This window comes from Allobosea sp. GW822-FHT03F07 (genome assembly GCF_058801345.1).
Genome location: NZ_JBXAND010000001.1, coordinates 924,583 through 948,452 on the forward strand (window position 1 = coordinate 924,583; position 23,870 = coordinate 948,452).

The following is a 23,870-nucleotide window of genomic DNA, read 5'->3' on the forward strand; positions in this document are numbered from 1 at the left end:
GTGTGAGCGCGGCGCTTCTATCAAACGCCGTGCTGTTCGGCCTGTGATGTCCTGAAAGGGGCACAGACCGTCGGCCTATGGCTGGGGCTTTCGCCCTCCAGGAATGCAGAAGAGCGCGAGCAGTGCGAGGATTCCGAGCCCACTGGTGAGCCAGACGGCGTTGACGCCGTAGCGGTCCAGCGCGAAGCCGAAGATCAGCGGAGCAGCGGCCTGAAGCGCTCGCCCGGGGCCGCCGATGAGGCCCTGCGTCAGGCCGTAGCCCACCGGCCCGAACAATGCGAGCGGCAGCGTGCCTTTCGCGATGGTCAGCACGCCGTTCCCCGCTCCGTGCAGAAAGGCGAAGGCGTAGGCTCCCGGCGCCCCCAGCCAGAGCAGGACGGCCGCCCCGATCGGGTGCGTCAATGTCGCCAGCCGCGTCGATACGAGCGGGTGGAGCCGCCGCAGCAGGGTGAATTCCAGAATGCGCGCGGCGACCTGGGCCGGGCCGATCAAGGCGCCGGCGCCCACCGCGACGGCGGTGGTCGCTCCTGCCGCTTCGAGCAGTCTGGGAAGATGCGCCGCCATCGCCGTGCTGGTGAACCAGGTGACGGCGAAGACGAAGGCGAGGAGCACCATCGTGAGCCGGGCGCGAGAGGGTACCTCGCGCCCGGCATCTGCCTTCGTTGCCGAAGTGACTGGCACGGCCAGGTTTCCGGCCGGAAGCCAGGCGTTGAGCGGCAGGGCCAGAAACAGGTGAAGGCCTGCCCATCCGAAACAGGCGACGCGCCAGCCATAGCGGGCTTCCATCAGCGCCGAGAGCGGCCAGCCGATGGTGCTGGCGAAACCGGCGATCAGCGTGATGCCGGTAATCGGGGATCGTGCCTGGCGCCCATAGATGCAGGCCAGGGTCGCGAAGGCGGCCTCGTAGAGGCCGATGCCCATGCCGAACCCGACGATGAGCCAACCGAGCCAGATCAGGAACGGCCCCTGCGCCAGGCCCATGCAGGCCAGTCCGCTGGCGAAGATCAGGTTGGAGGCGATGAGTATGCCTCGGCCGCCATGGCGGTCGATCATCATACCGGCCCAGGGGCCGACGATCGCCGAGACGACCATGGCCGCCGAGAACGCAGCGAAGATCATCACCGGGCTGATGCCGAGAGCCTCCGCCATCGGCGTCGCCAGCACGGCGGGAAGGTAATAGGTGGAAGCCCAGGACACGGTCTGCGCCGTGCCGAGGGCCATCACGATCGCGGTCGTCGGCCGGCCAGGCAAGCTCATGCGCAGCAGCGCGCCGTTGCTGGTTCGAGCGGCTCGATCTTGGCGTCACAGCCACAGCCCGGCAGGCCGGCTTCCCTGGCCTCGGCATCGTCGGCGCAGCAGGCGCCCGTCGCGGCGGGAGGCGGGCCGCCGCAGCAACTCGATGCCGCTTTCGCTCCGCCGGGAGTCGCGTTGCAGACGCCGGTCTCCGGCAGGACGAGCTCGACGCGTCGAGCGGCTTCGTGATCTCCGGCGATCTCGGCGACGATGGAGCGAACCTGTTCGTGCCCCGTCGCGAGCAGGAAGGTCGGGGCTCGCCCATAGGACTTCATCCCGGCGATGTAGAAGCCGGGTTCGGGATGGGCGAGCTCGGCCGCGCCATGCGGGCGGACGGTGCCACAGGAATGCTCGTTCGGGTCGATCAGCGGGGCCAGAGCCGGGGTGCATTCGAGCGCCGGATCGAGTTGGATGCGCAGCTCGCGCAGAAGGTCGAGCTCGGGCCGAAAGCCGGTGGCGACGACGAGTTCATCCGCCGCTACGGAGCGACCATCGTCCCCGATCAGGCGCAGGCCGCTCTCACGTGTCTCGATCCGATCAAGCCTGAACGCCGTCTCGACGGTGATCCGCCCAGTCTGGACGAGGCGCGCGATCCGCATGCCCAGTTCGCCTCGCGCCGAGAGCTGGTCGGCGGCTCTCCCGCCGAACGCCTTGGCGATATCCGGCCCGCGATAGAGCCATGTGATCGTCGTGCCGGGTACTTCGTCCTGCAGTTCGGTCAAGGCAGTCAGCGTGCCGATAGCAGAGTGCCCGCCACCCAGGACGGCGACGTGGCGGCCGGCATAGCGCATGCGGTCATGGCCAAGCACGTGGGGCATGCCGTAGCTGATCCGTCCGGCCGCCTCCGGCTCGCCGATGGCCGGCAATCCGCCCGCGCCGGCCGGATTAGGGGAGAACCACGTTCCGGAGGTGTCGATGACGGCATCGGCAAAGACCGTCCGGTCGCCGGCGCCGTTGCGGTAGCGCACGGCAAACGGCGCCTGTTCGCGGCCGGCCGACTTCACCTTGTCGAAGCCCAGACGCGAGATGGCCACGACACCGGCGTTGAGGTGCAGGGCGTCGTGCAGGGGCGTCCGCTCTGAAAGCGGGACGAGATACTGATCAAGCAGATCCCCGCCGGTCGGATAGGCATTCGGCGACGGGCGGTTCCAGCCCGTGGCGATGAGCAGCCGTTCCGCCGCGGAATCGACGTTGAAGGCCCAGGGCGAGAACATCGGCACATGCGACCACTGCTTCACGGCATGAGCGACCGTGGGGCCCCGTTCGAAAATGACGGGCTTCATTCCGCGCTCCACGACATGGGCCGCTGCCGCGAGGCCGACGGGGCCTGCCCCGATGATCGCGATCGTCCTTGTCATGCCTACCTCCCGTAGATCCGGAACTATCGAAATATTGGGCAAAATCAGGCGGCGTCCGTGGCTTTGTCCTGGCATCGCTCGTCGGCGCAACACTCGTCGACGAGGAAGCCGACGAGCGCATGCATGACGGCGTAGTTCGCCCGGCAGATCAGCGTGCGGCTTTGCCGCTCCTGCGTGACCAGGCCTGCATGGATCAGTGTCTTCAGGTGAAAGGAAAGGGTCGAGCCGGCGATCTGGAGTCGCTGCTGGCACTCGCCGACCGAAAGGCCGGCATGCCCGGCCTTGACCAGAGCGCGATAGAGCGACAGCCGGGTCGGATTACCCAGCGCCTCGAGCCTTGATGCCGCATCGACCACGTCCATCGGGGCATGGTGGACATGATCGAACGGAGCGTCAATCCATATTTCCAGTTTAATAGAATTATGGATCCTTCCGCAACGAGAGGGCCTTGCAAAACGATCGGCGGCCTTTCGCCGATCATTGCTCGATCTCACAGCGCGACGATCGGGGCGGACCTCTGCCGGTTCGGCGAATCGTCTGCCGCGTGATCGTTGCGTCAGGAAGACGGCGACGGGATCCTGATGGGGCTTCTGGTAGCGGCGCCCGCATGGTGCAAGGCGCCTGCGCGAGGCGCCTCAAACACATCGGTGCTCGCTTTGCTCTCGACGACAGCGGGACTGAAACGTTGTCGCCCCGGCGACCACTTCTTGATCTCCACGCTCTCGCCGAGGCGCAGCATTTCGAAATCCGAGACCAGGATTTCGAGTTCGACGCTCCAGCGTCCCGCGACGGGCAGGCGGAGGTCCGTCACCCGCCAGATGCCATCCTCGCCCCTGATCGCCGGCCGTTCGATCGCCTGGATGCCGGCGGTCGGGTTGGACAGCCCGACGCGCAGTTCCTTTGCGCCGAGCGAACCGAACTCGCCGTTCATCAGCATGATCTCGACCATCACGGGCCCGGTGCGCCCCGGCGTCAGCGTGACGTCGGCCATCGCCTTGAGCGTGTGGATGTGGATGGAGGCGACGTAGCCATACGGGGCGTCGAGGTGGCGCGCGAAGGCGACGAGGTCGATGGCGCGGTGGATCACCGGCAGATTGGCGCCAGTCGCGGGCAATGCACCTGCGCTCGGGAAGCCGGTGCTCGGGACACAGCAGGACATCTGGTCGTGCTGCGCGGTGCCGTGATCGGGGTGGCCGCCCGGCAGCATGTCGCCCGACGCGCAGAGCGTCATCGCCAGCGAGCGGTCGAGGCTCATGGCGGCGGCATGGGCACCGGACACCATTCCCGCAAACACGGCCTGGAGCACGAGCAGATAGGCCGCGACAATCGCGACCCAGCGGCTTGATCGGGCTCTCTGGCGGAATGCGAACAAGACAGGCTCTCCTGCTCCATCGACAGCATCCACGATCGTTCGATCAAACGAAATTCATTGACGTGTCCGCAAGAGAGCGGGACAGCCGGGCGCTGCGGATTCCGGAACCGCTGCTCCAGAGCGCTTCAAGAAAGCACGGCGCGTCTGAGGCCCCTCAGGCTGTTGCCGAGGAACCATTTGTCAGCGTTCAGGAGATCATCGGCGCGCAATGGCCGTTCGATCGCCTCGCCGCTTTCGATCAGGGTTCGGCGCAGGATGCCTGGCAGGACGCCGTCCGTCAGGGGCGGCGTGAGCAAGACGCCGTTCCGCTCGACGAAGATGTTGCTGCGCGTGGCCTCAGTGACGAAGCCGGCCCGATTCTGCAGGATCGCTTCATTCCCCCCTTGCGCCGTGGCCCTGGCGGAAGCGGCGTCGTAGAGACGGCGGCGTGTCGTCTTGTGCCGGAGGAAGGGATCGGCCGCGTCGACCGGCTCTGATGCGAAGACGGCTTTCAGTGGCTGCTCAGGTTCGGCGGTCAGCAGGGGGGCGGCGATATCGAGCACGCCGCCGCGGCTCAGTTCGAGACGGATGCGACGCTCGCCCTGCATATCCAGCGTTGCTGCGAACGCGTCGAGCCTTGCTTCCGCCTCGCATCTGTCGAAGCGGAAGCCGAGCAGGGCGGCCGAATGCGCGAGACGGTCGAGGTGGAGCGGCAGGCGAAGGAAACTCGTCTGCGGCGACCAGCGGAAGGTTTCGATCAGCCCGTAATCCTCTGCGAGATCGGTCAGGACGCGGGCCTTCAGCAGGCATTCCTCGTATTCGGACGCCGCTATGGAATCCGCGACGATGCCGCCGCCGACGCCATAGCGCGCCCTGCCATCGGCGAAGAGCGTCGCGGTGCGGATGGCGACGTTGAAGCGGAGGTCGCCATTCGGCGCGATCGAGCCGATCGAGCCGGTATAGGCATCGCGGGGCTCGTCTTCGAGTTCGCGGACGATCTCCATGGCGCGCAGCTTCGGCGCGCCGGTGATCGAGCCGCAGGGAAAGATCGCCTGAATGAGGTCCGTAAGCGGCAGCCCCGGGTGCAGCCTGGAGGTGACGGTCGATGTCAGCGTGTGCAGCGTGGGATAGGTCTCGACCTCGAACAGCGCGGGCACCTCGACCGAGCCCAGTCTGCTGATCCGGCCGAGATCGTTGCGCAGCAGGTCGACGATCATCAGATTCTCGGCGCGCTGCTTGGGGTCGGCCTGCAGTTCCGCCTTCGCGGCGAGATCGTCCTCGGGCTCCTTGCGCCGCGCGGCCGTTCCTTTCATCGGCCGGGTCGTGGCGCGTCCGGAGGATACGTCCAGGAAGAGCTCCGGCGAGACGGAGAGGATCGTCGCATCATCGAAGGCGACGATGCCACCATGCGAGACCGGCTGGCTCGCACGCAACGCCGCGTAGAGAGCGAGCGGGCCGCCGGCATAGTGGAAGTCGATCGGAAAGGTCAGGTTGATCTGGTAGGTGTCCCCGGCGTGAAGATAGTCCAGCACACGTCCGACCTTGGCTGCGTGCGCCGGAGCGCCCAGTGCCGCGCAGACGTCATCAAGGGGTGGAGGCGGTGCGAGCGAGCCGAACTCCTCATCCAGCAGGCCCGCCGGGATGGCGGTTGGCGCAGGGAACAGCCCGAACCAGAGCAGGGGCAGCGCCCTGCGCTTCGGCAGCAGGGGGGCGAGCCGTTGCTCCAGGACATAGCCCAGCTCGTAGCTCAGAAAGCCGGCGGCATGCAGCCCTCGCCTCAGGCCGTCCTCGATCCGGCGCAACGCCTCGGAAACCTGGTCGGCCTGATCGCAGCGGACGATCTCGACCGGATCGCGATAGAGCCGCGCCGGCACGTCCTCGGCGAGGCGATCCTCCAGCAATACGAATGGTCTTGGGAACATCTGCCTTTACACGCTGACCGCAGTTTCACTGGGCGGGTCGGCAGCCGCACCGTCGGTTCGTGCGTCCTGACCATGACGGCCTTGCTCTACGGCGGCATGCAGGCACAAGGCAAATGTCACGTCTGCGTCTTCGGGGTGTCAGTGCGAGGCCGCGATCGTCGTCGAGCCAGCGCAGGTGAGAACGCGCCCGGCGCTGACGAGCGAAGCGTACCCTCCGAATCCGATCGGAGGCTGACACTTCCCCTCGACGCGGATCGTCAGGGAGCGATGGTAGCGGGAGATGGACTCATGCCGCCCCAAGCCTCAAAGCCGTGGCCGGAGGACGACGCTTACAAACCTGCGGGCCCGTGGCTCTAAACTCGCCCTTAACCTTGATCGGTCATTTCGTCGAACTAGTGGTGGCTTCGCGGGGGCTGTACTTGCCGCGACCCGAGGGTGGTAAACTATGCGGCTGATCGTCGGCACAATCATCGTCTTCGTCTGCGTCTTCGGCAGCTACGCGGCGATGGGTGGCCACCTCGAGGTCCTTTGGCAGCCGTTCGAGTTTGTCATCATCCTCGGTGCAGCGATCGGCGCCTTCATCATCGGCAATCCCGCGCCGGTGCTCAAGGCCGTGCCCGGCATGTTCGGCACGATCTTGAAGGGCCCCAAGTACAAGCAGGACTGCTATGTCGAACTGCTGGGGATGCAGTATTCATTGTATAAGCTCGCGAAGCAGAAGGGCATGCTCGCGCTCGAACCGCACATCGAAAATCCGAGCGAGTCGACGCTGTTCAACGCCTTCCCGACGTTCGCGGCGAACCATCACGCGGTCGAGTTCGTCTGCGACTATATGCGCATGCTGACGCTGGGCGCCAACAACGTCCACGAGATCGACGCTCTCATGGACGAGGAACTGGAGACGCACCACCAGGAGCAGGAGCGTATCGTTTCGGCCATGCAGTCGCTCGCCGACGGAACACCGGCGCTCGGCATCGTCGCCGCCGTGCTCGGCGTGATCAAGACGATGGGGGCGATCAAGGAGCCGCCGGAGGTGCTGGGCCATCTGATCGGCGGCGCTCTCGTTGGCACCTTCTTCGGCGTCTTCGTCGCCTATGGCTTCTTCGCGCCCATGGCGGCGTCGCTCAAGAGCACCTTCGAGGCGGAAGCCAAATACTTCCTGTCCCTCAAGGCGGGTCTCCTCGCCCATATCAGCGGCCAGCCGCCGGTGATGGCGGTCGAATTCGCCCGCAAGGCTCTGATGAGCGACGTCCGCCCGACCTTCAGCGAAGTGGAAGCGGCAACCGCCGCTCTGCCCGCCTAGATCTGACCCGATCTCCAGCAGGAACGCGATGGACAAGTCCACCCAGCCAATCATCATCAAGAAGGTCAAGAAGGCCGCTCATGCGCACCATGGCGGGGCCTGGAAGATCGCCTATGCGGACTTCGTGACCGCCATGATGGCGTTCTTTCTGCTGATGTGGCTGATCAGCATGACGACGCAGGAGCAGAAGAACGGCCTGGCGGAATACTTCGCGCCGGGGGCTACAAATCCTACGAGCAGTGGCTCAGGCGGCATCCTGATGGGCACCGCGCTGGACAAGTCAGGCAACAAGTCGTCGGTGCCCCGCGACGCGGCGACGGGCACCACCGGGCAGGACGATGGGCGCCCGAGTTGGTGGGGCCGCGCCAGCGACCGCGACGTCAACCGCCCGGCCGCCAGCGTGCAGGCCAATCACAGCGCCGCGGCCAGCCTCCGGCAGGCGCTCCAGAACATGCCCGAAATAGCCGAGCTGTCGCGCAACATCGTGATCGAGCCGACGAAGGAGGGGGTGGACGTTTCCCTCGTGGATGATGACGGCCGCTCCATGTTCCCCGAGGGCTCGGTCGACCCCTATCAGCGCACCCGTCTCGCGCTGGAGGCGCTCGCGCCCACCCTGCGCCGGTTGCCCAACCGCCTGCGTGTCACCGGCCACACGGCCGCCGCGCGCCCAGGCTCGGTGGGGGCCGTCGAACCCTGGCGCCTCACCACCGGGCGCTCGCTCGCCGTGCGCGAGATCCTGTCGGCCGCCGGGCTCCCCAGCGACCAGTTCTTCTCCGTGGTGGGACGCGCCGACACCGAGCCGGTCTTCCCCGACAACCCCTACCTGCCGCCGAACCGACGAGTGACGATCACGCTGCTCAATGCGGAGCCGCCGCTGCCCCCGAACCTCTTTCGCTGACGACAAGGCGCCTCTGCCGCCTCGGAGTCCTTTTGAGATTGAGCTCATTGGCTGAGACGACAGAAGGGCCTGACCATTGCGACGTTGATCATGGCCTCGGAGAGGTCGATGTGCTGCCCGAAGTCACGGACCGGGCGCCGCGAGCAGTTGCCGACGCGAGGCTCCGTTCTACGAGTTCTGGCCTCGGACTTGCTGGCCGTCACGCGAGGGCACTGGGAAGGCCAACAGATGGCATGACTGTCAACGGCCGCCAACGAATGCCAATGAACCAGAAACAAAAGAAACCAGCCCTTTTGGAGCCGGTGCGGTCGTCACTGAATGTCGATGAAAGGAAGTTTGGTAGCGGGAGAGGGACTTGAACCCCCGACACGCGGATTATGATTCCGCTGCTCTAACCAGCTGAGCTACCCCGCCCCACAGATCGGTCCGCCGTTGAACGGCGATCCGTCGGAGGCCGCGATATAGGGGGCGGGGCAGGGGCTCGTCAAGCCTTTGCGGCGGCGGGCGCGGCGGAAGAGAGCTTGCGCAGCCGCACCACCTTGAAATAGCCGGAGCCGACATGGACGGTCTCGTAGCGGCCCGTCTTCGCCGCCCACCCGGTCAGGCGGCTGACCTTGAAGTCGGAACTCCAGCCAACAGCGCGCGCAAGCGGGGCCAACGCCGTCCAGACGGCCGCAAACGGGCCGCCATCGTCGACAAGGCGGCTCGAGATGACGATCTCGCCGCCGGGCTTGAGCACCCGGTCCATCTCGGCGAGCGCCAGCTCGGCATCGGGGACGAGCGTGATGACGAACTGCGCGGTGACGGCGTCGAAGCGCTCCTCCGCGAAGCCGAGCCGGCAGGCATCCATTACCATCAGGCCGCGGACATGGGTCAGCTTCTGGCTCGCCACCTTGCGGTTGGCGACCTTGAGCATGTCGAGCGAGAGGTCCGCACCGAGCACGCGCGAATCAGGGCTGAAATAGGCCAGCGTCAGGCCGGTGCCGACGCCGATCTCGAGAATGTCGGGGCCACAGGCACAGGCTGCCTCGACCGCCTCGCGCTGGGGACCGGCCAGCAGGCGCTGATAGATCTTGTCGTAGATGCGCGCCCAGATGGCGTAGACGCGCTTCTGGCTTTCGAGATGGTCGGGCACCGGCATGCAGCGACTCGCGGGGATCGGAGGAGGGAAAGCGCCGGCGGGCCGGCTTCAGGACAAAGCGAGGGCGACGCCCGGCTGCGACGCGGGCAGCGAGAGCTGCGGCCGCAGGATGGTGCCGCCGCCGAGTACGCGCGCGCCCGGGCCAGCATCGGCATAGATGACGCAAGCCTGGCCGGGTGAGACGCCTTCCTCGTCGCTGGCGAGCTCGACCTTGAGACCGGCCTCGTCGCGGATCAGCCTGGCCTCGCGGGGTGCCCGCGTCGAGCGCACGCGCACGGCGACCTCGAGCCCTTCTGGCGGCAGCGCATCCAGCGACGTCTCGCCAAGCCAGTTCAGATCGCGCAGCCTGACCTCGCGGACATGGAGGGCCTCGCGCGGGCCGACGATGACGCGGGCGGCGTCGGCATCGAGCCGCAGCACATAGAGCGGCTCAGGCGTGCTGAGGCCCAGGCCCTTGCGCTGACCGACGGTGTAGCGCAGCACGCCGTCATGGCGGCCGAGCACGCGGCCGTCGAGATGGACGATGTCGCCCGGCCGCGCGGCGCCCGGCTTCAGCCGTTCGATGACGTCGGCATAGCGGCCATTGGGAACGAAGCAGATGTCCTGGCTGTCGGGCTTGTCGGCGATGCCGAGGCCGAGTTCGGCCGCGAGCGCGCGGGTCTGTGCCTTGTCGATGCCGCCGAGCGGGAAGCGCAGCAGATCGAGTTGCTCCTGCGTCGTCGCATAAAGGAAATAGCTCTGGTCGCGGCTCTGGTCGGCGGCGCGGAACAGGCCGCGATGGCCGTTCGGCAATTCGCTACCGACGACGTAGTGGCCGGTTGCCAGCGCATCGGCGCCGAGTTCGCGGGCGAGCCCCAGCAGGTCGTGGAACTTGACCGTACGGTTGCACTCGACGCAGGGGATCGGCGTCTCGCCGGCGAGGTAGCTCTCGGCGAAACGCTCGATCACCGCGTCACGGAAGCGGCTCTCATAGTCCAGAACATAATGCGGGATGCCGATCTGCTCGGCGACGCGGCGGGCGTCGTGGATGTCCTGGCCGGCGCAGCAGGAACCGGCCCGGTGGACGGCCGCGCCATGGTCATAGAGCTGGAGTGTCACGCCGATGACCTCGTAGCCCTCGCGCTGCAGCAGCGCCGCGACCACCGAGGAATCGACGCCGCCCGACATCGCCGCGACGACGCGCGTGGCCGCAGGCGGCTTGGCGATGTCGAGGGAGTTGCGGGGCGTGGTCATGGAAGGGTGCGGATTCCGGCGTGAAGCGGATTGTGGCCGGCTCTATACCGGCTTTGGGGCGCCGCTGCCAGCGGCGATGGGCAAAACCTGCCGCCCGGCTGGGGCAGGGCTGCCGATCTTGCCGCCGTGTCCACACCGGGCTTTGAGCTAAGGCATTGAAATTGCTGATCTGAGCTATGGCTTGGCATTTGCTGGACAGCCGTCTGGGCGCCCTGTGCCCATGGTCCGGATGAACCGATGTCGATTCAGCCTCTGTCGAATTCCTCGCCAGCCGTCGAGCCCGCGAGCCAGCGCCGGCGCGCGCCTGAGCGCGATGCCGGAGGCGAGAGGGAGAGCTTCGTCCTGCCGCGGAAGGAGGCTGCCTCCGAGGCTGCAGCGCCCGTTCGGGAGCGCTCGCGAGAGACGGGCCGGGATACGCGTGACACGCGCCGCGCCGCCGATGAGCCGGCGACGCGGACCGAGAAGTCACCCGATGCGGCCGCCGAGCCCCCGACCGAACAGGCCGCTTCCGACATCGACGCCGAGGCGCAGGCCAGCGAGACGGCCAAGCCTGCCGGCAAGCCTGCGCCAAACACTGCCGGAACGGCTGCCGAGCCCGCGCCGGTCGCGCAGCAGGCAGCCCCCAATCCCGATATCGGTGCGCTGGTGAGCATCGCGGTCGCCGAGCAGGCCGAGAGCCAGCCGGCGAAGAAGGGCGCTGCGCCCACGGGGGAAGCGCTCGAAGAGAAAAAGGCCGAGGGCGATGCCGGCGCCGCCGTTGCTGAGCCGAAAGTCGATGGCGTTGCCCTCGTCGTCACGCCCTTAGTCCAGACCGTCGCTTCCGCTCAGCCGGTTCCGGTTCCGACGCTGCCAGTCGAGCCGGCCGCCCCTGCTGCCGATGCGGCCGGGGAGGGCGGTGCTTCGTCCAGCAAGGCGAAAGCCGCCACCGCGGCGGCGACGCCGTCGTTGATCTCGACACTCGAAGCCATGCCGGGAGCGGCTTCGGACGCGGCCGGGCCTGTCGCTGCGGCGACAGGGGGCATTCCGCCGGCAGCACCGAAGCCCGGCTCGTCCGCCTGGGTGTCCGAGCCACTGTCGCCGTCTGTCGACGGCGGCCAGATGGCCACGCCCGAGGCAACGCAGGCCGGTGCCGAGAAGGCGGAGGCGATCCAGGCCCAGACACAGACCACGGCACCCGCTCAGGCCTCGACTCCGGCAGAATTCAAGCCCGTCGAGGCTCTCCAGCAGGCGTTGAACCCGATCGACCTCTCGGCCATGGGGCAGCAGGGCGGTGCGAGGTTGGAACCGCTGCGTGTCCTGACGACGCCCGAACAGATCGCCGCGCAGGCCTCTGTCAATACGCCGAGTCATCAGGCGTCCGAAGGCCAGCCGACGCCTCTGCACGTACTGCCGATCGAGATTGGTCTGCGTGCGCTTGCGGGCGCGCGCCAGTTCGACATCCGGCTCGACCCGGGCGAACTGGGTCGGGTCGACGTCAACCTGTCGATCTCCGATACGGGCGAAGTCAGCGCCAAGATGGTCGTGGATCGCGTCGAGACGCTGCATCTGCTGCAGCGGGATGCGCGCACGCTTGAACGCGCCTTCGAGCAGGCCGGGTTGAAACCCTCCGATGCCGGTGTCGACATCACCCTGCGCGACCCGTCCGACCAGTCGGGCTTCCGCCAGAACCGGCAGCAGGACGAGGCGCCGCAGCGCGGGCGTGTGTTCCCCAACGGTTCCGAGATCGCCGACGACCAGCCCATTTCCACGCAATCTGCGCCCGTGCGCCGCTTCGTGCGGCTCGGCGGCGTGGATATGAGCGTCTGAACAAAGGAGGAGCGCTATGGCCGTCTCCAACACCAGCAGCAGCACGTCGACGACGAGCAGCACGAGTTCGAGCTCCGTCACGGGCGGAACGTCGATCGCCAATAATTTCGACCAGTTCCTGACGCTGTTGACGACGCAGCTCAAGAACCAGTCGCCACTCGATCCGCTCGACACCAACCAGTTCACGGCCCAGCTCGTCCAGTTCGCCGGCGTCGAGCAGCAGCTCAAGACGAATGAGACGCTGTCCTCGCTGCTCAGCCTGAACGCCGCGGGCACGGCGACGAACGCGGTCGGCTTCATCGGCTCGACCATCACCGCTGATGGCGCGACGACACGGCTGGAGAAAGACAAAGCCGAGTGGCAGGTCAATGTGCCGCGCGGCGGCGAGGCGACGATCACGATCAAGAACGCCAATGGCAGCGTGGTGCAGACGCTGACGAAGTCGCTGGTCGCCGGCGACCAGACCTTCACCTGGGATGGCACGACCTCCACCGCGCAGAAGGCGGCTCCTGGCGAGTACAGCATCACGATCGACGCCAAGGACACGGCGGGGGTGGCGATGACGGCGACAACGAAGATCAGCGGCGTGGTCGACGGCGTCGACTTCACGGGCTCGATCCCGACACTCAAGATCGGCACGATCAGCGTGCCGATCGACCAGGTAAAGAGCGTCGTGCGGAAGAACTGAGCGCGAATCGAAGATGCGGAAAGCCAGCGCCTTCGCCTTAGGCAATTCTTAAAGTGGCAGGCCTATGCTCGGCACAAGTAGCTCTGTTGAGTTGTGTGAGTGTACCATGACCGAGCCTTTGCGACCGCGGGTGAAATACGTGATCGGACCGGACGGAAGTCCGCTGACGATCGCTGACTTGCCACCGATGAACACGCGCCGCTGGGTGATCCGGCGCAAGGCCGAGGTCGTCGCCGCCGTTCGCGGCGGCCTGCTCAGCCTGGAAGAGGCCTGCCAGCGCTATACGCTGACAGTCGATGAATTCCTGAGCTGGCAGATGTCGATCGACCAGCACGGCCTTGCCGGCCTGCGTACGACCCGGATCCAGCACTACCGTCAATAGTCGCGCGTCCCTCGCGCTGCTTTCCAGGCGTCGGACCCGCAAGGGCCGGCGCCTTTGTCGTTTCTGTTGTCTCAGGTGGAAACGCCGAACTCTCCGGACGACGAAAAAGGCCCGCCGAAGCGAGCCCAACCGTACCGGCCGATCCCTCAGGGCCGGCCGTGAACAGGGCGTCAGGTGCCCTTGCCGCGGGCTGGCTTTGGCGGGTGCCTCACCCGGCAGGCGCCACGCCGGGAGGCTCAATCCAGGGCCGGAGCGCGTTCCACCATCTCGAGGAAGATCGCCGCGCAGGCCAGCCATAATATTGCAGCCCAGATCAGCATGCGATCCTCCCCGCCACGTTTTTCGTTGACGCCCTGTCGTTGCGTCAGGCGCAATCCCGCTTCGCGCCCGACGCATTATGACTGAATTGTTGCGCCGAATAAGCCATTGTTTTCAATGTTGCGCTGCGAATTTTGTTTGCAGATGCGAAGGCCGCCCGCGGTCGCCGGGCCGCAGCGGTGATGTCGCGGCAAAGACACTGGCGATGACGCCCGGCGAAAGCCTCGCGTGCAGTTTCTTAACGCCGACCCGGCAAAAATTAACCGGGCGCTAACCATGCACCGGGAAAAACTTGCCTAGTGACCCGTCCCCAGGCGCGGCCATGACGGCTTTTGTGAAACGGATAGCGGCGTGAGCGGCATCGTCCAACAGTTCCAGCGATTCGGCGCGGCCCGCCTGGCGGCTATGCTCGCGGTCACGCTCGCGCTCGTCGGCTTCTTCGGCTTCGTCATGCTGAGGATGTCGCAGCCGGCGATGAGCGTGCTGTTCTCCGACCTCTCGCAGCAGGATGTCAGCGCGATCCTGAAGGAACTCGACACGCGCAACGTCAAATACGAGCTGCGCGGCGATGGCCAGACCGTGCTCGTCGCGAAGGCCGACGTGCCGCGCCTGCGGCTCGACCTTGCCAGCAAGGGCATTCCGGCCGGCGGCGGCGTTGGCTACGAGATCTTCGACAAGGGCGACGCCTTCTCCTCGACCAGCTTCGTGCAGAACATCAACCATTTGCGCGCGCTGGAGGGCGAGCTGTCGCGGACAATTCGATCGATCAGCCGTGTCCAGGCGGCGCGGGTCCACCTCGTCATTCCGGAGAAGCGCCTGTTCGAGCGCGATCGCGAGCCGCCTCGCGCCTCGATCGCACTGAAGCTCGCGGGCGAGCTCGATGCGGCGCAGGTGCGGGCCGTGCGCCACCTCGTCTCCTCGGCGGTGGACGGACTGAAGCCCGAGCGGGTCTCGATCGTCGACGAGCGCGGCCGGCTGCTGGCCGACGGCGCCCAGACCGACAACGGCCTCGCCGGCCTCGGCATCGAGGAGCGGCAGGTCGGGATCGAGAAGCGCCTGAAGCTCCAGATCGAGGACATCGTCGCCAGCATCGTCGGCCATGGTCGGGCGCGCGTGCAGGTCTCGGCCGCGCTGGACAGCAACCGGATCGAGAGCCGCTCGGAAACCTTCGATCCCGAGAGCCGGGTGGTGCGCTCCAGCCAGAACCGCACCGAAGCCTCGACGACGTCGGAGAATGGCGGCCCCGTCACCGTGGGCAACGAACTTCCCGGCGCCCAGGGTGGCCAGGGCGGCACGCCGACCCCCAAGGACGCCTCGCAGAAGAACGAGGAAGTGGTCAATTACGAGATCTCGCGCACAACCCGCACCGAGGTGCTTGAGGGCGGCCGGGTCAAGAAGCTCTCGGTCGCGGTGCTCGTCGACGGCACCTATACCCGTGCGCCCAATGGCGAAGTGTCCTATCAGCCCCGCAGCAATGAGGACCTCGAGCGCATCGGCCAGCTGGTCCGGACGGCGGTCGGCTTCGACGACGGGCGCGGCGACAAGATCGAGGTCGTCAATCTGCGCTTCGCCGAGGCGCCGCCTTCGGTGACCGATCTGGTCGAGCAGAGCCTGATGCAGCAACTGCTCTCCTTCACCAAGGAGGACCTCGTCCGCTTCGCGGAGCTTGCCGTCATCTCGCTGCTGACCCTGATCGTGCTCATGGTCGTCGTGCGGCCGCTGCTCAAGCAGGTACTGGCGCCCGAGGCCGGCGTTGGCAGGGCGCTGCCGGCTTTCATGCGCACTGGCGTTACGGTGACCACGACCGAGACGACCGGTGACCCGGCCGGATCGCGGGCGCTCGCCACGGTGTCGGAGGGCATGCCGCTGGAGGTCGATGCGCCCTCCGAGCGGATGCTTGCCGTCGCCCAGATCAAGGGCCAGCTCAAGGCCCAGTCGGTCGAGAAGATCGGCCAGATGGTCGCGCAGAACCCGGCCGACAGCGTCGCCGTACTGCGCACCTGGATCCACGAGAAGGCTGCGGCATGATGGGTCCCTCGAGCCATGGCTGAAGCACGCTCCATCGCAACCCGGAACTCCGGCGGGCGCGATCCGATCGAGGGTGGCGGCGGCGGCGTCACCGACATCGCCGAGATGACCGGACCGCAGCGGGCAGCCGTCATCCTGCTCGTGCTGGGTGAAGACCATGGCCGGGCGATCTGGTCGGAGTTCGACGACGAAGAGATCCGCATCATCACCCGCGCCATGGCCGAGCTGGGCACGGTCGACTCCGACGATGTCGAGCGGCTGATGCTCGATTTCGTCGGGAAGCTGTCGAGCGCCGGCGCGGTGACGGGCTCTTTCGATCGGACGATCTCGCTGCTCGAGAAGATCCTGCCCGGCGACCAGGTCGCGATGATCATGGAAGAAATCCGTGGTCCCGCCGGCCGCAACATGTGGCAGAAGCTCGGCAACATCGACGCCGTCGTGCTCGCCAACTTCCTCAAGAACGAGTATCCGCAGACGATCGCGGTCATCCTCTCGAAGATCAGACCCGAGCATTCGGCGAACGTGCTCCGCAACCTGCCCAACGACCTTTCGATCGAGGTGGTCGGCCGGATGCTGCGGCTGGAATCGGTCCAGAAGGAAGCGCTCGACCACATCGAAAACACGCTGCGGACCGAATTCGTCGCGACCCTGACCCAGACGCGCCGTCGCGACCCGCACGAGATGATGGCCGAGATATTCAACGGCTTCGACCGCCAGACCGAGATCCGCTTCCTGTCGGCGCTGGACGCCTCGAACCAGGACTCTGCCGCGCGCATCCGCGCGCTGATGTTCACCTTCGAGGATCTGGCCAAGCTCGATCCCGCCGGGCTGCAGACACTGATGCGGCAGGTCGACAAGGACACGCTGGCGCGCGCGCTCAAGGGCGCCAGCGAGACCATGCGGAACTTCTTCTTCAGCGCGATGTCGCAGCGCGCGGTCAAGAACATGCAGGACGACATGCAGGGGCTCGGGCCGCTCCGTCTCAAGGAAGTCGACGAGGCGCAGACCAAGCTGGTTACCTTGACCAAGGACCTGGCCGACAAGGGCGAGATCGTCTTGTCCAAGGGCAATTCCGAAGACGAATTGGTCTATTGACGATGAGCAGCGCCACAAAATTCACGTTCGGCACCGATTTCCGCGAAGGCGGACGGCGTGCCGCGGGCGAGGCGGATATCGCCGCCGCGAGGGCGGAGGGCGTCGTTGCCGGCCGCGAGCAGGGCCGTCGCGAGGCCGAAAGCCAGCTCAACGGCCTCGTAGCGCAGCTCGCGCGCGCGGCCGAGCGCCTCGTCGCGCAGGAGGCTGCCCGTGCCGCCGAGGTCGAAGCCCAGGCGGCTTACGTCGCCATCGTCGCGGCGAAGGCGCTGGCCGGCGCGGCGCTGTCCGAGCGGCCGCTGGCGGCCTTGGAGAATGGATTGCGGGAATGCCTGTCCCATGCACGCCTCGCGCCGCATCTCGTCATGCGGGTGAACGACGGTGCGGTGGAGGTGGCCGAGGCGCTGGTCAAGCGCCTGGCGCAGGAGACGGGCTTCGCCGGTCGCCTCGTCGTGCTGGGCGAGCCCGACATCGCGCCGGGCGACGGGCGCATCGAGTGGGCCGATGGCGGCTTCGTGATCGAATCGGAACGGCTGGCTCGGCTGGTGGATCAGGCGGTCGCGCACGCCTTCCCCGGCTTCCACGCTCCGCACGGTAAGGACGACAGATGAGCCCGGACAACGACCTCAACCTGCCGCCGCTGAACCCGGCCGACCTGTCCTTCGACCACAACGACATGTCGGTGGCGCGCTCGGGACCGATACCGGTCAAGACCGCCGAGGATCTCGAGCAGGTCTTCGACGTGCCGGTGAATGTTTCGGCCGTGCTCGGTTCCTCGAAGATCGCGATCGGCGACCTGCTCCAGATCGTGCCCGGGGCTGTGCTGGAACTCGACCGGCGCGTCGGCGAGGCGATCGACATCTTCGTCAATGAGCGCCTGGTGGCGCGCGGGGAGGTCGTCGTGGTCGAGGACAGGCTCGGCGTCACGATGACCGAAATCATCAAGGCTGACCGGGGATGACCCGCGGCCTTCTCACGACTTCAAGCGGAAAGGCCTGAGCCATGCGCCTCATCATTGCCGGCGGTCTCAAGGGACAGCTCATCGCGGCCGCCAAGATCGCGATCGCACACGGCGCCAATGTGACCCATACCGAGGGGCTCGAGCAGACACTGGCCGTGCTGCGTTCCAAGGGCGCCGACCTGCTGATGGTCGAGGTCGCGCTGCCGGTGGCGCAGTTCGTCGCCGCATTGGAGGCCGAGCGCATCCGCACGCCGATCGTGGCCTGCGGCACCTCGACCGATGCGCGCGCGGCCGTCGCCGCGATCCAGGCCGGTGCGCGCGAATATGTTCCGCTGCCGCCTGACCCGGAACTGATCGCGGCCGTGCTGGAAGCGGTCGCCGCCGACCAGTCCAGCCTGATCTGGAAGGATCCGGCGATGGAGCGCGTCGTGCAACTCGCCGGCCAGATCGCCCGCTCGGACGCGCCCGTTCTCGTGACCGGCGAAAGTGGCACCGGCAAGGAGGTGATCGCGCGTCACCTGCACCAGAAATCCCTGCGCAAGGACAAGCCGTTCGTCGCCGTGAACTGCGCCGCCATTCCCGACAACCTGCTCGAATCCGAACTCTTCGGCCATGAGAAGGGCGCTTTCACCGGGGCGATCGCGCGGCGCATCGGCAAGTTCGAGGAGGCCAATGGCGGCACGCTGCTGCTCGACGAAATCTCGGAGATGGATGTCCGCCTCCAGGCCAAGCTGCTGCGGGCCTTGCAGGAACGGATGATCGACCGTGTCGGCGGCACGCAGCCGGTGAAGGTCGATCTGCGGATCATCGCGACCTCGAACCGCAATCTCGGCGATGCCGTGCGCGAGGGCTCGTTCCGGGAGGACCTGTTCTACCGGCTGAACGTCGTGCATTTGCGCCTGCCGGCGCTGCGCGAACGGCCGGGCGACATTCTGGCACTGACCGATCACTTCGCCCGCAAATATGCAGAGCTCAACGGCATGCCGCTGAGGCCCGTCGCTGCGGATGCCCGCAAGCTGCTGCTATCCAACGCCTGGCGCGGCAATGTCCGCGAGCTAGAGAACACGATCCACCGCGCGGTGCTGCTGGCCAAGGGCGCCGAGATCGGGGCGGAAGCGGTGATGACGCCGGAAGGCGAGACGCTCGGCCCCGCGGCCGGGCGTGACACGGCGGCACGCGCGGCGCAGACGGCCGAAGCGGTGACGCGCTCCCTCGTCGGCCATACGGTCGCCGATGTCGAGCGTGAGCTGATCCTCGACACGCTCGATCATTGCCTCGGCAACCGCACCCATGCGGCCAAGATCCTCGGGATTTCGATCCGCACGCTGCGCAACAAGCTGAGCGAATACACCTCCGCCGGGATCGTGGTGGCGGAGCCGGGTCAGGCACGCGTCAACACGCTCTGACCCGGGACTACCTCAGTAGTAATAGCGCCGACGATAATAGCGCGGACGGTAGTAGTAACGCGGCCGGTAGTAGACGCGCGGGCGATAGTAGTAACGCGGGCGGGCGTAATAGCGCGGCCGGCGGTAATAATAATATTGGCTGAACTCGGCGTCGCTTTTGTCGAGTGCGTCCTTGATCTCGGCGGTCACGGCCTCGTCGTCGCGGGCGGGGGCTGGATCGGGCACTGGGGCGGCTTTGGGCTGCGCGGCTTCCACAGCTGCGACGCCGCCAATGCTGGCGGCAGCCATGCCGCCGATCAGTGTCATGATGAATGAGCGTCTATCCACGACATCCTCCGAAGCTGTTATTCTCCGCATCTTCTATTGCCTTCATACGGCGAAAACACGGGTGAGGGATAATGCATTTAGATGATGCTTTGTTCCCTGCGAAAGATTTTCGCGCACATCGCTAGGAGGCGAAACGGCCTATCGCGACGAGCCAAGCAAGGCAGCTGACCTTCTCCTAACCTGTGGGTTCGTCGACCGCGTTCAGGGGACGCGCGACGCTTTCCAGCGGCTTGCGCTCGGCCCTGACGGCGTAGCAGGCTGCGATCAGTGCTGCGGCCAGCATCAGGACGGCGCCGAAGAGATAGCCGCCGAAGACGCTGCCGCGCGAGCCGGTGTCGATCAGGATGCCGAAGAGCCAGGGGCCGGCGACGCCGCCCGCGCCCGTCCCGACAGCGTAGAAGGCCGCGATCGCCAGCGCGCGCATCTCGACCGGGAATGTCTCGCTCACCGTAAGATAGGCTGAACTCGCCGCCGCCGAGGCGAAGAAGAAGACCACGCTCCAGCACAGGGTGAGCTGTTGAGCTGTGAGGACGTCGCGCCAGAACAGATAGCCCGTTCCCGTCAGCAGCAACCCCGACAGCGCATAGGTCGCGGCGATCATGGTGCGGCGCCCGACCGTATCGAAGAGGCGGCCGAGGATCAGCGGGCCGAGGAAGTTGCCGGCGGCGAAGGGCAGGATGAACCAGCCGATGGCCTGGGACGGGATCTGATAGAAGTCCGTCAGGATCAGCGCATAGGTGAAGAAGATCGCATTGTAGAAGAAGGCCTGCGACACCATCAAGGCGAGGCCGACGAGCGCACGCTGCCGGTGCAAAACGAAGAGTGCGTTGAAGACTTCGCCCAGCGGCGTCGCCCTGCGAGGGCGCAGATGCGTCAGGGGCAGTTTCTCTTCGGCGCGCCAGGTCACGCCGGCGCGCGCCTCGATCGAGGCGACGATGGCCGCGGCTTCGTCGGCGCGGCCATGGCTGATCAGCCAGCGCGGGCTTTCGGGGATGAACTGCCTGAGGATCAGGATGACGAGACCGAGCGCGGAGCCGATGAAGAAGGCCAGCCGCCAGCCGATCTCGGGATCGATCACGGCGGGGTTCAGCAGTACGATGGCGCCGAGCGCTCCGAGCGCGGCGCCGACCCAGAACGAGCCGTTGATGACGAGGTCGACCCAGCCGCGCACGCGGGCCGGGACCAGCTCCTGAATCGTGGAGTTGATGGCGGTGTATTCGCCGCCGATGCCCATGCCGGTGAAGAACCGGAAGATGACGAAGCTCCAGAAATTCCAGGAGAACGCGGTGGCCGCCGTCGCGGCGAGATAGACCAGGACGGTGATGGTGAAGAGCTTCTTGCGGCCGAGCCGGTCGGTGAGCCAGCCGAAGAACAGCGCACCGAGGACCGCACCGGCGATATAGGCGGCCCCAGCCATGCCGACCTCGGTGTTGGTGAAGCGCAGCGCGGGGCTTTCCTTCAGCGCGCCGGAGACGGAGCCCGCGAGCGTGACTTCGAGCCCGTCGAGAATCCAGGTGATGCCGAGGGCGACGACGACGAGCGTATGGAAGCGGCACCAGGGCAGCCGGTCGAGCCGTGCCGGGACATCCGTCGCAATTGCGGCGGGGCCGGCTGTCGCAGTGGTCTGGGCCGTTGCTGTCATGCCGGGGGCTCCTCTTTGCTGCCGCATGGCCCGGCAAGAAAGCGGAGGCGGCATGGGCTGCCTCCGCTTGCCGGATCAGCGGACGATCACGCGCCGGCGCACCACCACGGGGCGGCGGTAATAGGGGCGCGGCCGGCGGCGCACGATGACACGCTCGCGGACGACCGGCGGACGATAGGGGCCGCGACGGCGCACGACGCGCTCGCGCACCACGACCTGGTTGAAATCGGCATCGGCCCGGTCGAGGCCGGCCTTGGTGGCTGCATCGAGGTCGCCGGGCTTAGCTGCGGCCTGTGGCTCGGCCGCGTGGGAGAGGGCGATGCCACCGAGGCTCGCAGCGGCAAAGCCACCGAAAAGGCTCATCACGAATGAACGTCTATCCAAAGTCATTCTCCAGTATTTCCGGCTCTTTGAACCGATTATGTCGCCACGTGCCGAGTGGGGCGGCCGAATGGGGCCGTAAAGCGGCAGTTCAATAACGGTCCGTTCAGGAAAGGGTTCCCGGGGCGAATTTTTCGGCCGTCTTAACCACTCGTTCACCATGAGCCCGGCAAGAATTGCCGGGTTGCGCGCGTTTCGGCGCGGGGAGTGGGCTGGTCGATGAGCGACGTGACGGTTGGAACGGGCAGCGGCTTCGGCATGAGCCGGGGGGCGATGGGGAAGCTCCTCAACCGCCCCGACCTCTTCCTTGCGATCGGCGTCATGGGCATCCTCGTGGTGCTCATCTTCCCGCTGCCGGGCGTGCTGCTCGACATGCTGCTGGCGCTCTCGATCATTCTGTCCGTGCTCGTGCTGATGACGGCACTGTTCATCGAAGAACCGCTCGAATTCTCGGCCTTTCCGACCGTCCTTCTCATCGTGACGATGCTGCGGCTCGCCCTCAATCTGGCTTCGACGCGCCTGATCCTGGCGCATGGACATGAGGGCAGTGCGGCCGCCGGCCATGTCATCGAGGCCTTCGGCAATTTCGTGATGGGCGGCAATTTCGTGATCGGGGTGATCGTCTTCACCATCCTGATCATCGTGAACTTCGTCGTCATCACCAAGGGCTCGGGGCGTATCGCGGAAGTCGCGGCGCGCTTCGCGCTCGACGCCATGCCCGGCAAGCAGATGGCGATCGACGCCGATCTCGGCGCGGGCCTGATCGACCAGGAGGTCGCCAAGGTCCGGCGCAAGGCGCTGGAGGACGAGGCGAACTTCTTCGGCTCGATGGATGGCGCCTCGAAGTTCGTGCGCGGCGACGCGATCGCGGGCCTGCTGATCACCTTCATCAACGTGCTCGGCGGCATCATCATCGGTGTCGCGCAGCAGGGCATGAGCTTCGGTGCTGCCGCCCACAACTACACCCAGCTCACTGTCGGCGACGGTCTCGTCAGCCAGATCCCGGCGCTGATCGTCTCGACGGCTGCTGGCCTGCTGGTTTCGAAATCCGGCGTGCGCGGCGCCGCCGACAAGGCGCTGGGCAAGCAGCTCTCGGGCTATCCTAAGGCACTCGGCATGTCGGCGGCGGTGATGCTGCTGATCGCGGTGCTGCCCGGCATCCCGATGATGCCGTTTCTTGTGCTGGCTGGCGGCTCGGCCTGGCTCGCGCGGCATTTCGGCCGCCTCGCCAAGGCCAAGGAAGCCGAGGTCGCTGATGCCGCGCTGGCCGCCTCGCCGCTGCAGGCCGACGGCACGCCGAAGGAGGAGACGCTCAACGACCTGCTCAAGCTCGACGAGCTCAAGATCGAGATCGGCTACGGCTTGCTGCCTCTGGTGAATTCGGCCGGCGGGCAGGACCGCCTGACCGACCAGGTGCGTGCGCTGCGCCGGCAGCTTGCCGCCGAACTCGGCTTCGTCATGCCGGCGGTCCGTATCGTCGATAACGTCCAGCTCGAGGCAAACCACTACTACATCAAGATCAAGGAGATCGATGCGGGCCACGGCATCGTCTATGCCGGCCAGTACATGGCGATGGACCCGATGGGCGGCAGCGTCAATCTGCCGGGCCACAACGTGCTGGAGCCGACCTTCGGCCTGCCCGCGACCTGGATCGACGGCGCCCTGCAGGACGAGGCGCAATTGCGCGGTTTCACGGTCGTCGACGCCTCGACGGTGATCTCGACGCATCTGACTGAGGTGCTGAAGTCGCACATGCCGGAGCTGCTCTCGCATGGCGAGGTCCAGAAACTGCTGCGCGAACTGCCCAAGGACCATGCCGACCTCATCAAGGAGATCGTGCCGAGCCAGATCTCGACCACCGGAATCCAGCGCGTGCTGCAGCTCCTCCTGTCCGAGCGCGTCTCGATCCGCGACCTCGCCACGATCGTCGAGGGCATCGCGGAAGCGGCCGGCGGTCTGAAGAACCCGCGCGACATCGCAGAGCATGTCCGCATGCGGCTCGCCCGCCAGATCTGCGCGCAGTTCTCGAACCATCAGGGCCTGCTGCCGATCATCACGCTCTCGCCGGCCTGGGAAAGCGTCTTCGCTGAATCGATCATCGGCCAGGGTGACGATCGCCACCTCGCGATGCAGCCGTCGCGGCTGCAGGAGTTCGTGCATCAGGTGCGCGAGAAGTTCGAGGACGCCGCCCGCATCGGCGAGATGCCGGCGCTCGTCACCTCCGGCATGGCGCGGCCCTTCGTGCGCCAGATCATCGAGCGCTTCCGGCGCGAGACCCCGGTGCTCTCGCAGGCCGAGATCCATCCGCGGGTGCGCCTCAAGACGGTCGGGACCGTCTGA

The 23,870-nt window shown here is 66.7% G+C and carries 21 protein-coding genes and 1 tRNA gene; 11 read left to right on the forward strand and 11 right to left on the reverse strand.

Going from position 1 to position 23,870, the window contains the following annotated elements:
- Positions 1–75 precede the first annotated feature (75 nt).
- The 5 genes from AC1RMY_RS04385 to AC1RMY_RS04405 form a co-directional block, all read right to left on the reverse strand.
- On the reverse strand, positions 76–1,257 hold the full coding sequence (locus tag AC1RMY_RS04385) for an MFS transporter (RefSeq protein WP_492862727.1): 1,182 nt from the start codon (positions 1,255–1,257) through the stop codon (positions 76–78).
- Positions 1,254–2,651, reverse strand: coding sequence for an NAD(P)/FAD-dependent oxidoreductase (locus AC1RMY_RS04390; protein WP_492862728.1), 1,398 nt, complete (start codon positions 2,649–2,651; stop codon positions 1,254–1,256). Before AC1RMY_RS04390 ends, AC1RMY_RS04385 begins: the two co-directional genes overlap by 4 nt.
- Positions 2,652–2,695: 44 nt before the next feature.
- Positions 2,696–3,013 carry an ArsR/SmtB family transcription factor gene (locus AC1RMY_RS04395; protein ID WP_492862729.1) on the reverse strand — a complete coding sequence of 106 codons (318 nt, stop codon included), beginning with the start codon at positions 3,011–3,013 and terminating at the stop codon, positions 2,696–2,698.
- A 194-nt stretch (positions 3,014–3,207) separates the two neighbouring features.
- Positions 3,208–4,023, reverse strand: coding sequence for a hypothetical protein (locus AC1RMY_RS04400; protein ID WP_492862730.1), 816 nt, complete (start codon positions 4,021–4,023; stop codon positions 3,208–3,210).
- A gap of 125 nt (positions 4,024–4,148) precedes the next feature.
- Complete coding sequence (locus tag AC1RMY_RS04405) at positions 4,149–5,924, reverse strand: aminodeoxychorismate synthase component I (protein WP_492862731.1); 1,776 nt, start codon at positions 5,922–5,924, stop codon at positions 4,149–4,151.
- Between the two features lie 445 nt (positions 5,925–6,369).
- Here AC1RMY_RS04405 and motA point away from each other — a divergent pair, with 445 nt between their 5' ends.
- Positions 6,370–7,227 (forward strand): flagellar motor stator protein MotA, encoded by an 858-nt coding sequence (motA, locus tag AC1RMY_RS04410; protein ID WP_492862732.1) that lies wholly within the window; start codon positions 6,370–6,372, stop codon positions 7,225–7,227.
- 28 nt (positions 7,228–7,255) lie between these two features.
- Positions 7,256–8,125 carry a flagellar motor protein MotB gene (locus AC1RMY_RS04415; protein WP_492862733.1) on the forward strand — a complete coding sequence of 290 codons (870 nt, stop codon included), beginning with the start codon at positions 7,256–7,258 and terminating at the stop codon, positions 8,123–8,125.
- A 337-nt stretch (positions 8,126–8,462) separates the two neighbouring features.
- On the opposite strand, the gene AC1RMY_RS04420 is transcribed toward AC1RMY_RS04415, so the two are convergent.
- The 3 genes from AC1RMY_RS04420 to mnmA form a co-directional block, all read right to left on the reverse strand.
- Positions 8,463–8,539, reverse strand: a tRNA-Met gene (locus tag AC1RMY_RS04420).
- A gap of 70 nt (positions 8,540–8,609) precedes the next feature.
- A complete protein-coding gene (locus AC1RMY_RS04425; protein ID WP_492862734.1) occupies positions 8,610–9,266 on the reverse strand; it encodes a class I SAM-dependent methyltransferase in 657 nt (218 codons plus the stop codon).
- Positions 9,267–9,314: 48 nt separating this feature from the next.
- Positions 9,315–10,499, reverse strand: a complete 1,185-nt coding sequence (gene mnmA, locus AC1RMY_RS04430; protein WP_492862735.1) for a tRNA 2-thiouridine(34) synthase MnmA — start codon at positions 10,497–10,499, stop codon at positions 9,315–9,317.
- Between the two features lie 237 nt (positions 10,500–10,736).
- On the opposite strand from mnmA, the gene AC1RMY_RS04435 reads away from it, so the two are divergent.
- The 8 genes from AC1RMY_RS04435 (at position 10,737) to flbD (ending at position 19,180) form a co-directional block, all read left to right on the forward strand.
- Positions 10,737–12,305 (forward strand): flagellar hook-length control protein FliK, encoded by a 1,569-nt coding sequence (locus AC1RMY_RS04435; RefSeq protein ID WP_492862736.1) that lies wholly within the window; start codon positions 10,737–10,739, stop codon positions 12,303–12,305.
- A gap of 16 nt (positions 12,306–12,321) precedes the next feature.
- On the forward strand, positions 12,322–12,993 hold the full coding sequence (locus AC1RMY_RS04440; protein ID WP_492862737.1) for a flagellar hook assembly protein FlgD: 672 nt from the start codon (positions 12,322–12,324) through the stop codon (positions 12,991–12,993).
- A gap of 106 nt (positions 12,994–13,099) precedes the next feature.
- Positions 13,100–13,375, forward strand: a complete 276-nt coding sequence (gene sciP / locus AC1RMY_RS04445; protein WP_038359348.1) for a CtrA inhibitor SciP — start codon at positions 13,100–13,102, stop codon at positions 13,373–13,375.
- Positions 13,376–14,098: 723 nt separating this feature from the next.
- Positions 14,099–15,721: a flagellar basal-body MS-ring/collar protein FliF gene (gene fliF / locus AC1RMY_RS04450; protein ID WP_492863558.1), complete on the forward strand. Its 1,623-nt coding sequence runs from the start codon at positions 14,099–14,101 to the stop codon at positions 15,719–15,721.
- Positions 15,722–15,736: 15 nt separating this feature from the next.
- Positions 15,737–16,816, forward strand: a complete 1,080-nt coding sequence (fliG, locus tag AC1RMY_RS04455) for a flagellar motor switch protein FliG (protein ID WP_492862738.1) — start codon at positions 15,737–15,739, stop codon at positions 16,814–16,816.
- A gap of 2 nt (positions 16,817–16,818) precedes the next feature.
- The gene (locus tag AC1RMY_RS04460; RefSeq protein WP_492862739.1) at positions 16,819–17,424 is read left to right on the forward strand and encodes a FliH/SctL family protein; all 606 of its coding nucleotides are present in this window, start codon (positions 16,819–16,821) and stop codon (positions 17,422–17,424) included.
- Positions 17,421–17,774, forward strand: a complete 354-nt coding sequence (gene fliN, locus AC1RMY_RS04465; RefSeq protein ID WP_492862740.1) for a flagellar motor switch protein FliN — start codon at positions 17,421–17,423, stop codon at positions 17,772–17,774. The genes AC1RMY_RS04460 and fliN overlap by 4 nt, the downstream gene beginning before the upstream one ends.
- A 41-nt stretch (positions 17,775–17,815) precedes the next feature.
- Positions 17,816–19,180, forward strand: a complete 1,365-nt coding sequence (flbD, locus tag AC1RMY_RS04470) for a sigma-54-dependent transcriptional regulator FlbD (protein ID WP_492862741.1) — start codon at positions 17,816–17,818, stop codon at positions 19,178–19,180.
- A 12-nt stretch (positions 19,181–19,192) separates the two neighbouring features.
- Here the strand turns inward: flbD and AC1RMY_RS04475 are convergent, their stop codons facing one another.
- From AC1RMY_RS04475 to AC1RMY_RS04485, 3 genes are all read right to left on the reverse strand, one after another.
- Positions 19,193–19,507, reverse strand: a complete 315-nt coding sequence (locus AC1RMY_RS04475) for a hypothetical protein (protein ID WP_492862742.1) — start codon at positions 19,505–19,507, stop codon at positions 19,193–19,195.
- Between the two features lie 175 nt (positions 19,508–19,682).
- Positions 19,683–21,149 carry an MFS transporter gene (locus tag AC1RMY_RS04480; protein ID WP_492862743.1) on the reverse strand — a complete coding sequence of 489 codons (1,467 nt, stop codon included), beginning with the start codon at positions 21,147–21,149 and terminating at the stop codon, positions 19,683–19,685.
- A 75-nt stretch (positions 21,150–21,224) separates the two neighbouring features.
- Entirely contained in the window at positions 21,225–21,515 is a 291-nt protein-coding gene (locus AC1RMY_RS04485) for a hypothetical protein (RefSeq protein ID WP_492862744.1), read from the reverse strand.
- A gap of 273 nt (positions 21,516–21,788) precedes the next feature.
- Between AC1RMY_RS04485 and flhA the strand changes: the two genes are divergently transcribed.
- A complete protein-coding gene (gene flhA / locus AC1RMY_RS04490) occupies positions 21,789–23,870 on the forward strand; it encodes a flagellar biosynthesis protein FlhA (RefSeq protein ID WP_492863559.1) in 2,082 nt (693 codons plus the stop codon).

What these genes read in the sequence shown, in the direction of transcription:
- AC1RMY_RS04415 (WP_492862733.1), top strand. Translation starts at nt 7,256, where the DNA reads ATGGACAAGTCCACCCAGCCAATCATCATCAAGAAGGTCAAGAAGGCC.
- AC1RMY_RS04480 (WP_492862743.1), bottom strand. Translation starts at nt 21,149, where the DNA reads ATGACAGCAACGGCCCAGACCACTGCGACAGCCGGCCCCGCCGCAATT.
- motA (WP_492862732.1), top strand. Translation starts at nt 6,370, where the DNA reads ATGCGGCTGATCGTCGGCACAATCATCGTCTTCGTCTGCGTCTTCGGC.
- AC1RMY_RS04440 (WP_492862737.1), top strand. Translation starts at nt 12,322, where the DNA reads ATGGCCGTCTCCAACACCAGCAGCAGCACGTCGACGACGAGCAGCACG.
- mnmA (WP_492862735.1), bottom strand. Translation starts at nt 10,499, where the DNA reads ATGACCACGCCCCGCAACTCCCTCGACATCGCCAAGCCGCCTGCGGCC.
- fliF (WP_492863558.1), top strand. Translation starts at nt 14,099, where the DNA reads ATGCTCGCGGTCACGCTCGCGCTCGTCGGCTTCTTCGGCTTCGTCATG.
- fliN (WP_492862740.1), top strand. Translation starts at nt 17,421, where the DNA reads ATGAGCCCGGACAACGACCTCAACCTGCCGCCGCTGAACCCGGCCGAC.
- fliG (WP_492862738.1), top strand. Translation starts at nt 15,737, where the DNA reads ATGGCTGAAGCACGCTCCATCGCAACCCGGAACTCCGGCGGGCGCGAT.
- flbD (WP_492862741.1), top strand. Translation starts at nt 17,816, where the DNA reads ATGCGCCTCATCATTGCCGGCGGTCTCAAGGGACAGCTCATCGCGGCC.
- flhA (WP_492863559.1), top strand. Translation starts at nt 21,789, where the DNA reads ATGAGCCGGGGGGCGATGGGGAAGCTCCTCAACCGCCCCGACCTCTTC.
- AC1RMY_RS04425 (WP_492862734.1), bottom strand. Translation starts at nt 9,266, where the DNA reads ATGCCGGTGCCCGACCATCTCGAAAGCCAGAAGCGCGTCTACGCCATC.
- AC1RMY_RS04435 (WP_492862736.1), top strand. Translation starts at nt 10,737, where the DNA reads ATGTCGATTCAGCCTCTGTCGAATTCCTCGCCAGCCGTCGAGCCCGCG.
- AC1RMY_RS04390 (WP_492862728.1), bottom strand. Translation starts at nt 2,651, where the DNA reads ATGACAAGGACGATCGCGATCATCGGGGCAGGCCCCGTCGGCCTCGCG.
- AC1RMY_RS04405 (WP_492862731.1), bottom strand. Translation starts at nt 5,924, where the DNA reads ATGTTCCCAAGACCATTCGTATTGCTGGAGGATCGCCTCGCCGAGGAC.
- AC1RMY_RS04385 (WP_492862727.1), bottom strand. Translation starts at nt 1,257, where the DNA reads ATGAGCTTGCCTGGCCGGCCGACGACCGCGATCGTGATGGCCCTCGGC.
- sciP (WP_038359348.1), top strand. Translation starts at nt 13,100, where the DNA reads ATGACCGAGCCTTTGCGACCGCGGGTGAAATACGTGATCGGACCGGAC.
- AC1RMY_RS04460 (WP_492862739.1), top strand. Translation starts at nt 16,819, where the DNA reads ATGAGCAGCGCCACAAAATTCACGTTCGGCACCGATTTCCGCGAAGGC.
- AC1RMY_RS04395 (WP_492862729.1), bottom strand. Translation starts at nt 3,013, where the DNA reads ATGGACGTGGTCGATGCGGCATCAAGGCTCGAGGCGCTGGGTAATCCG.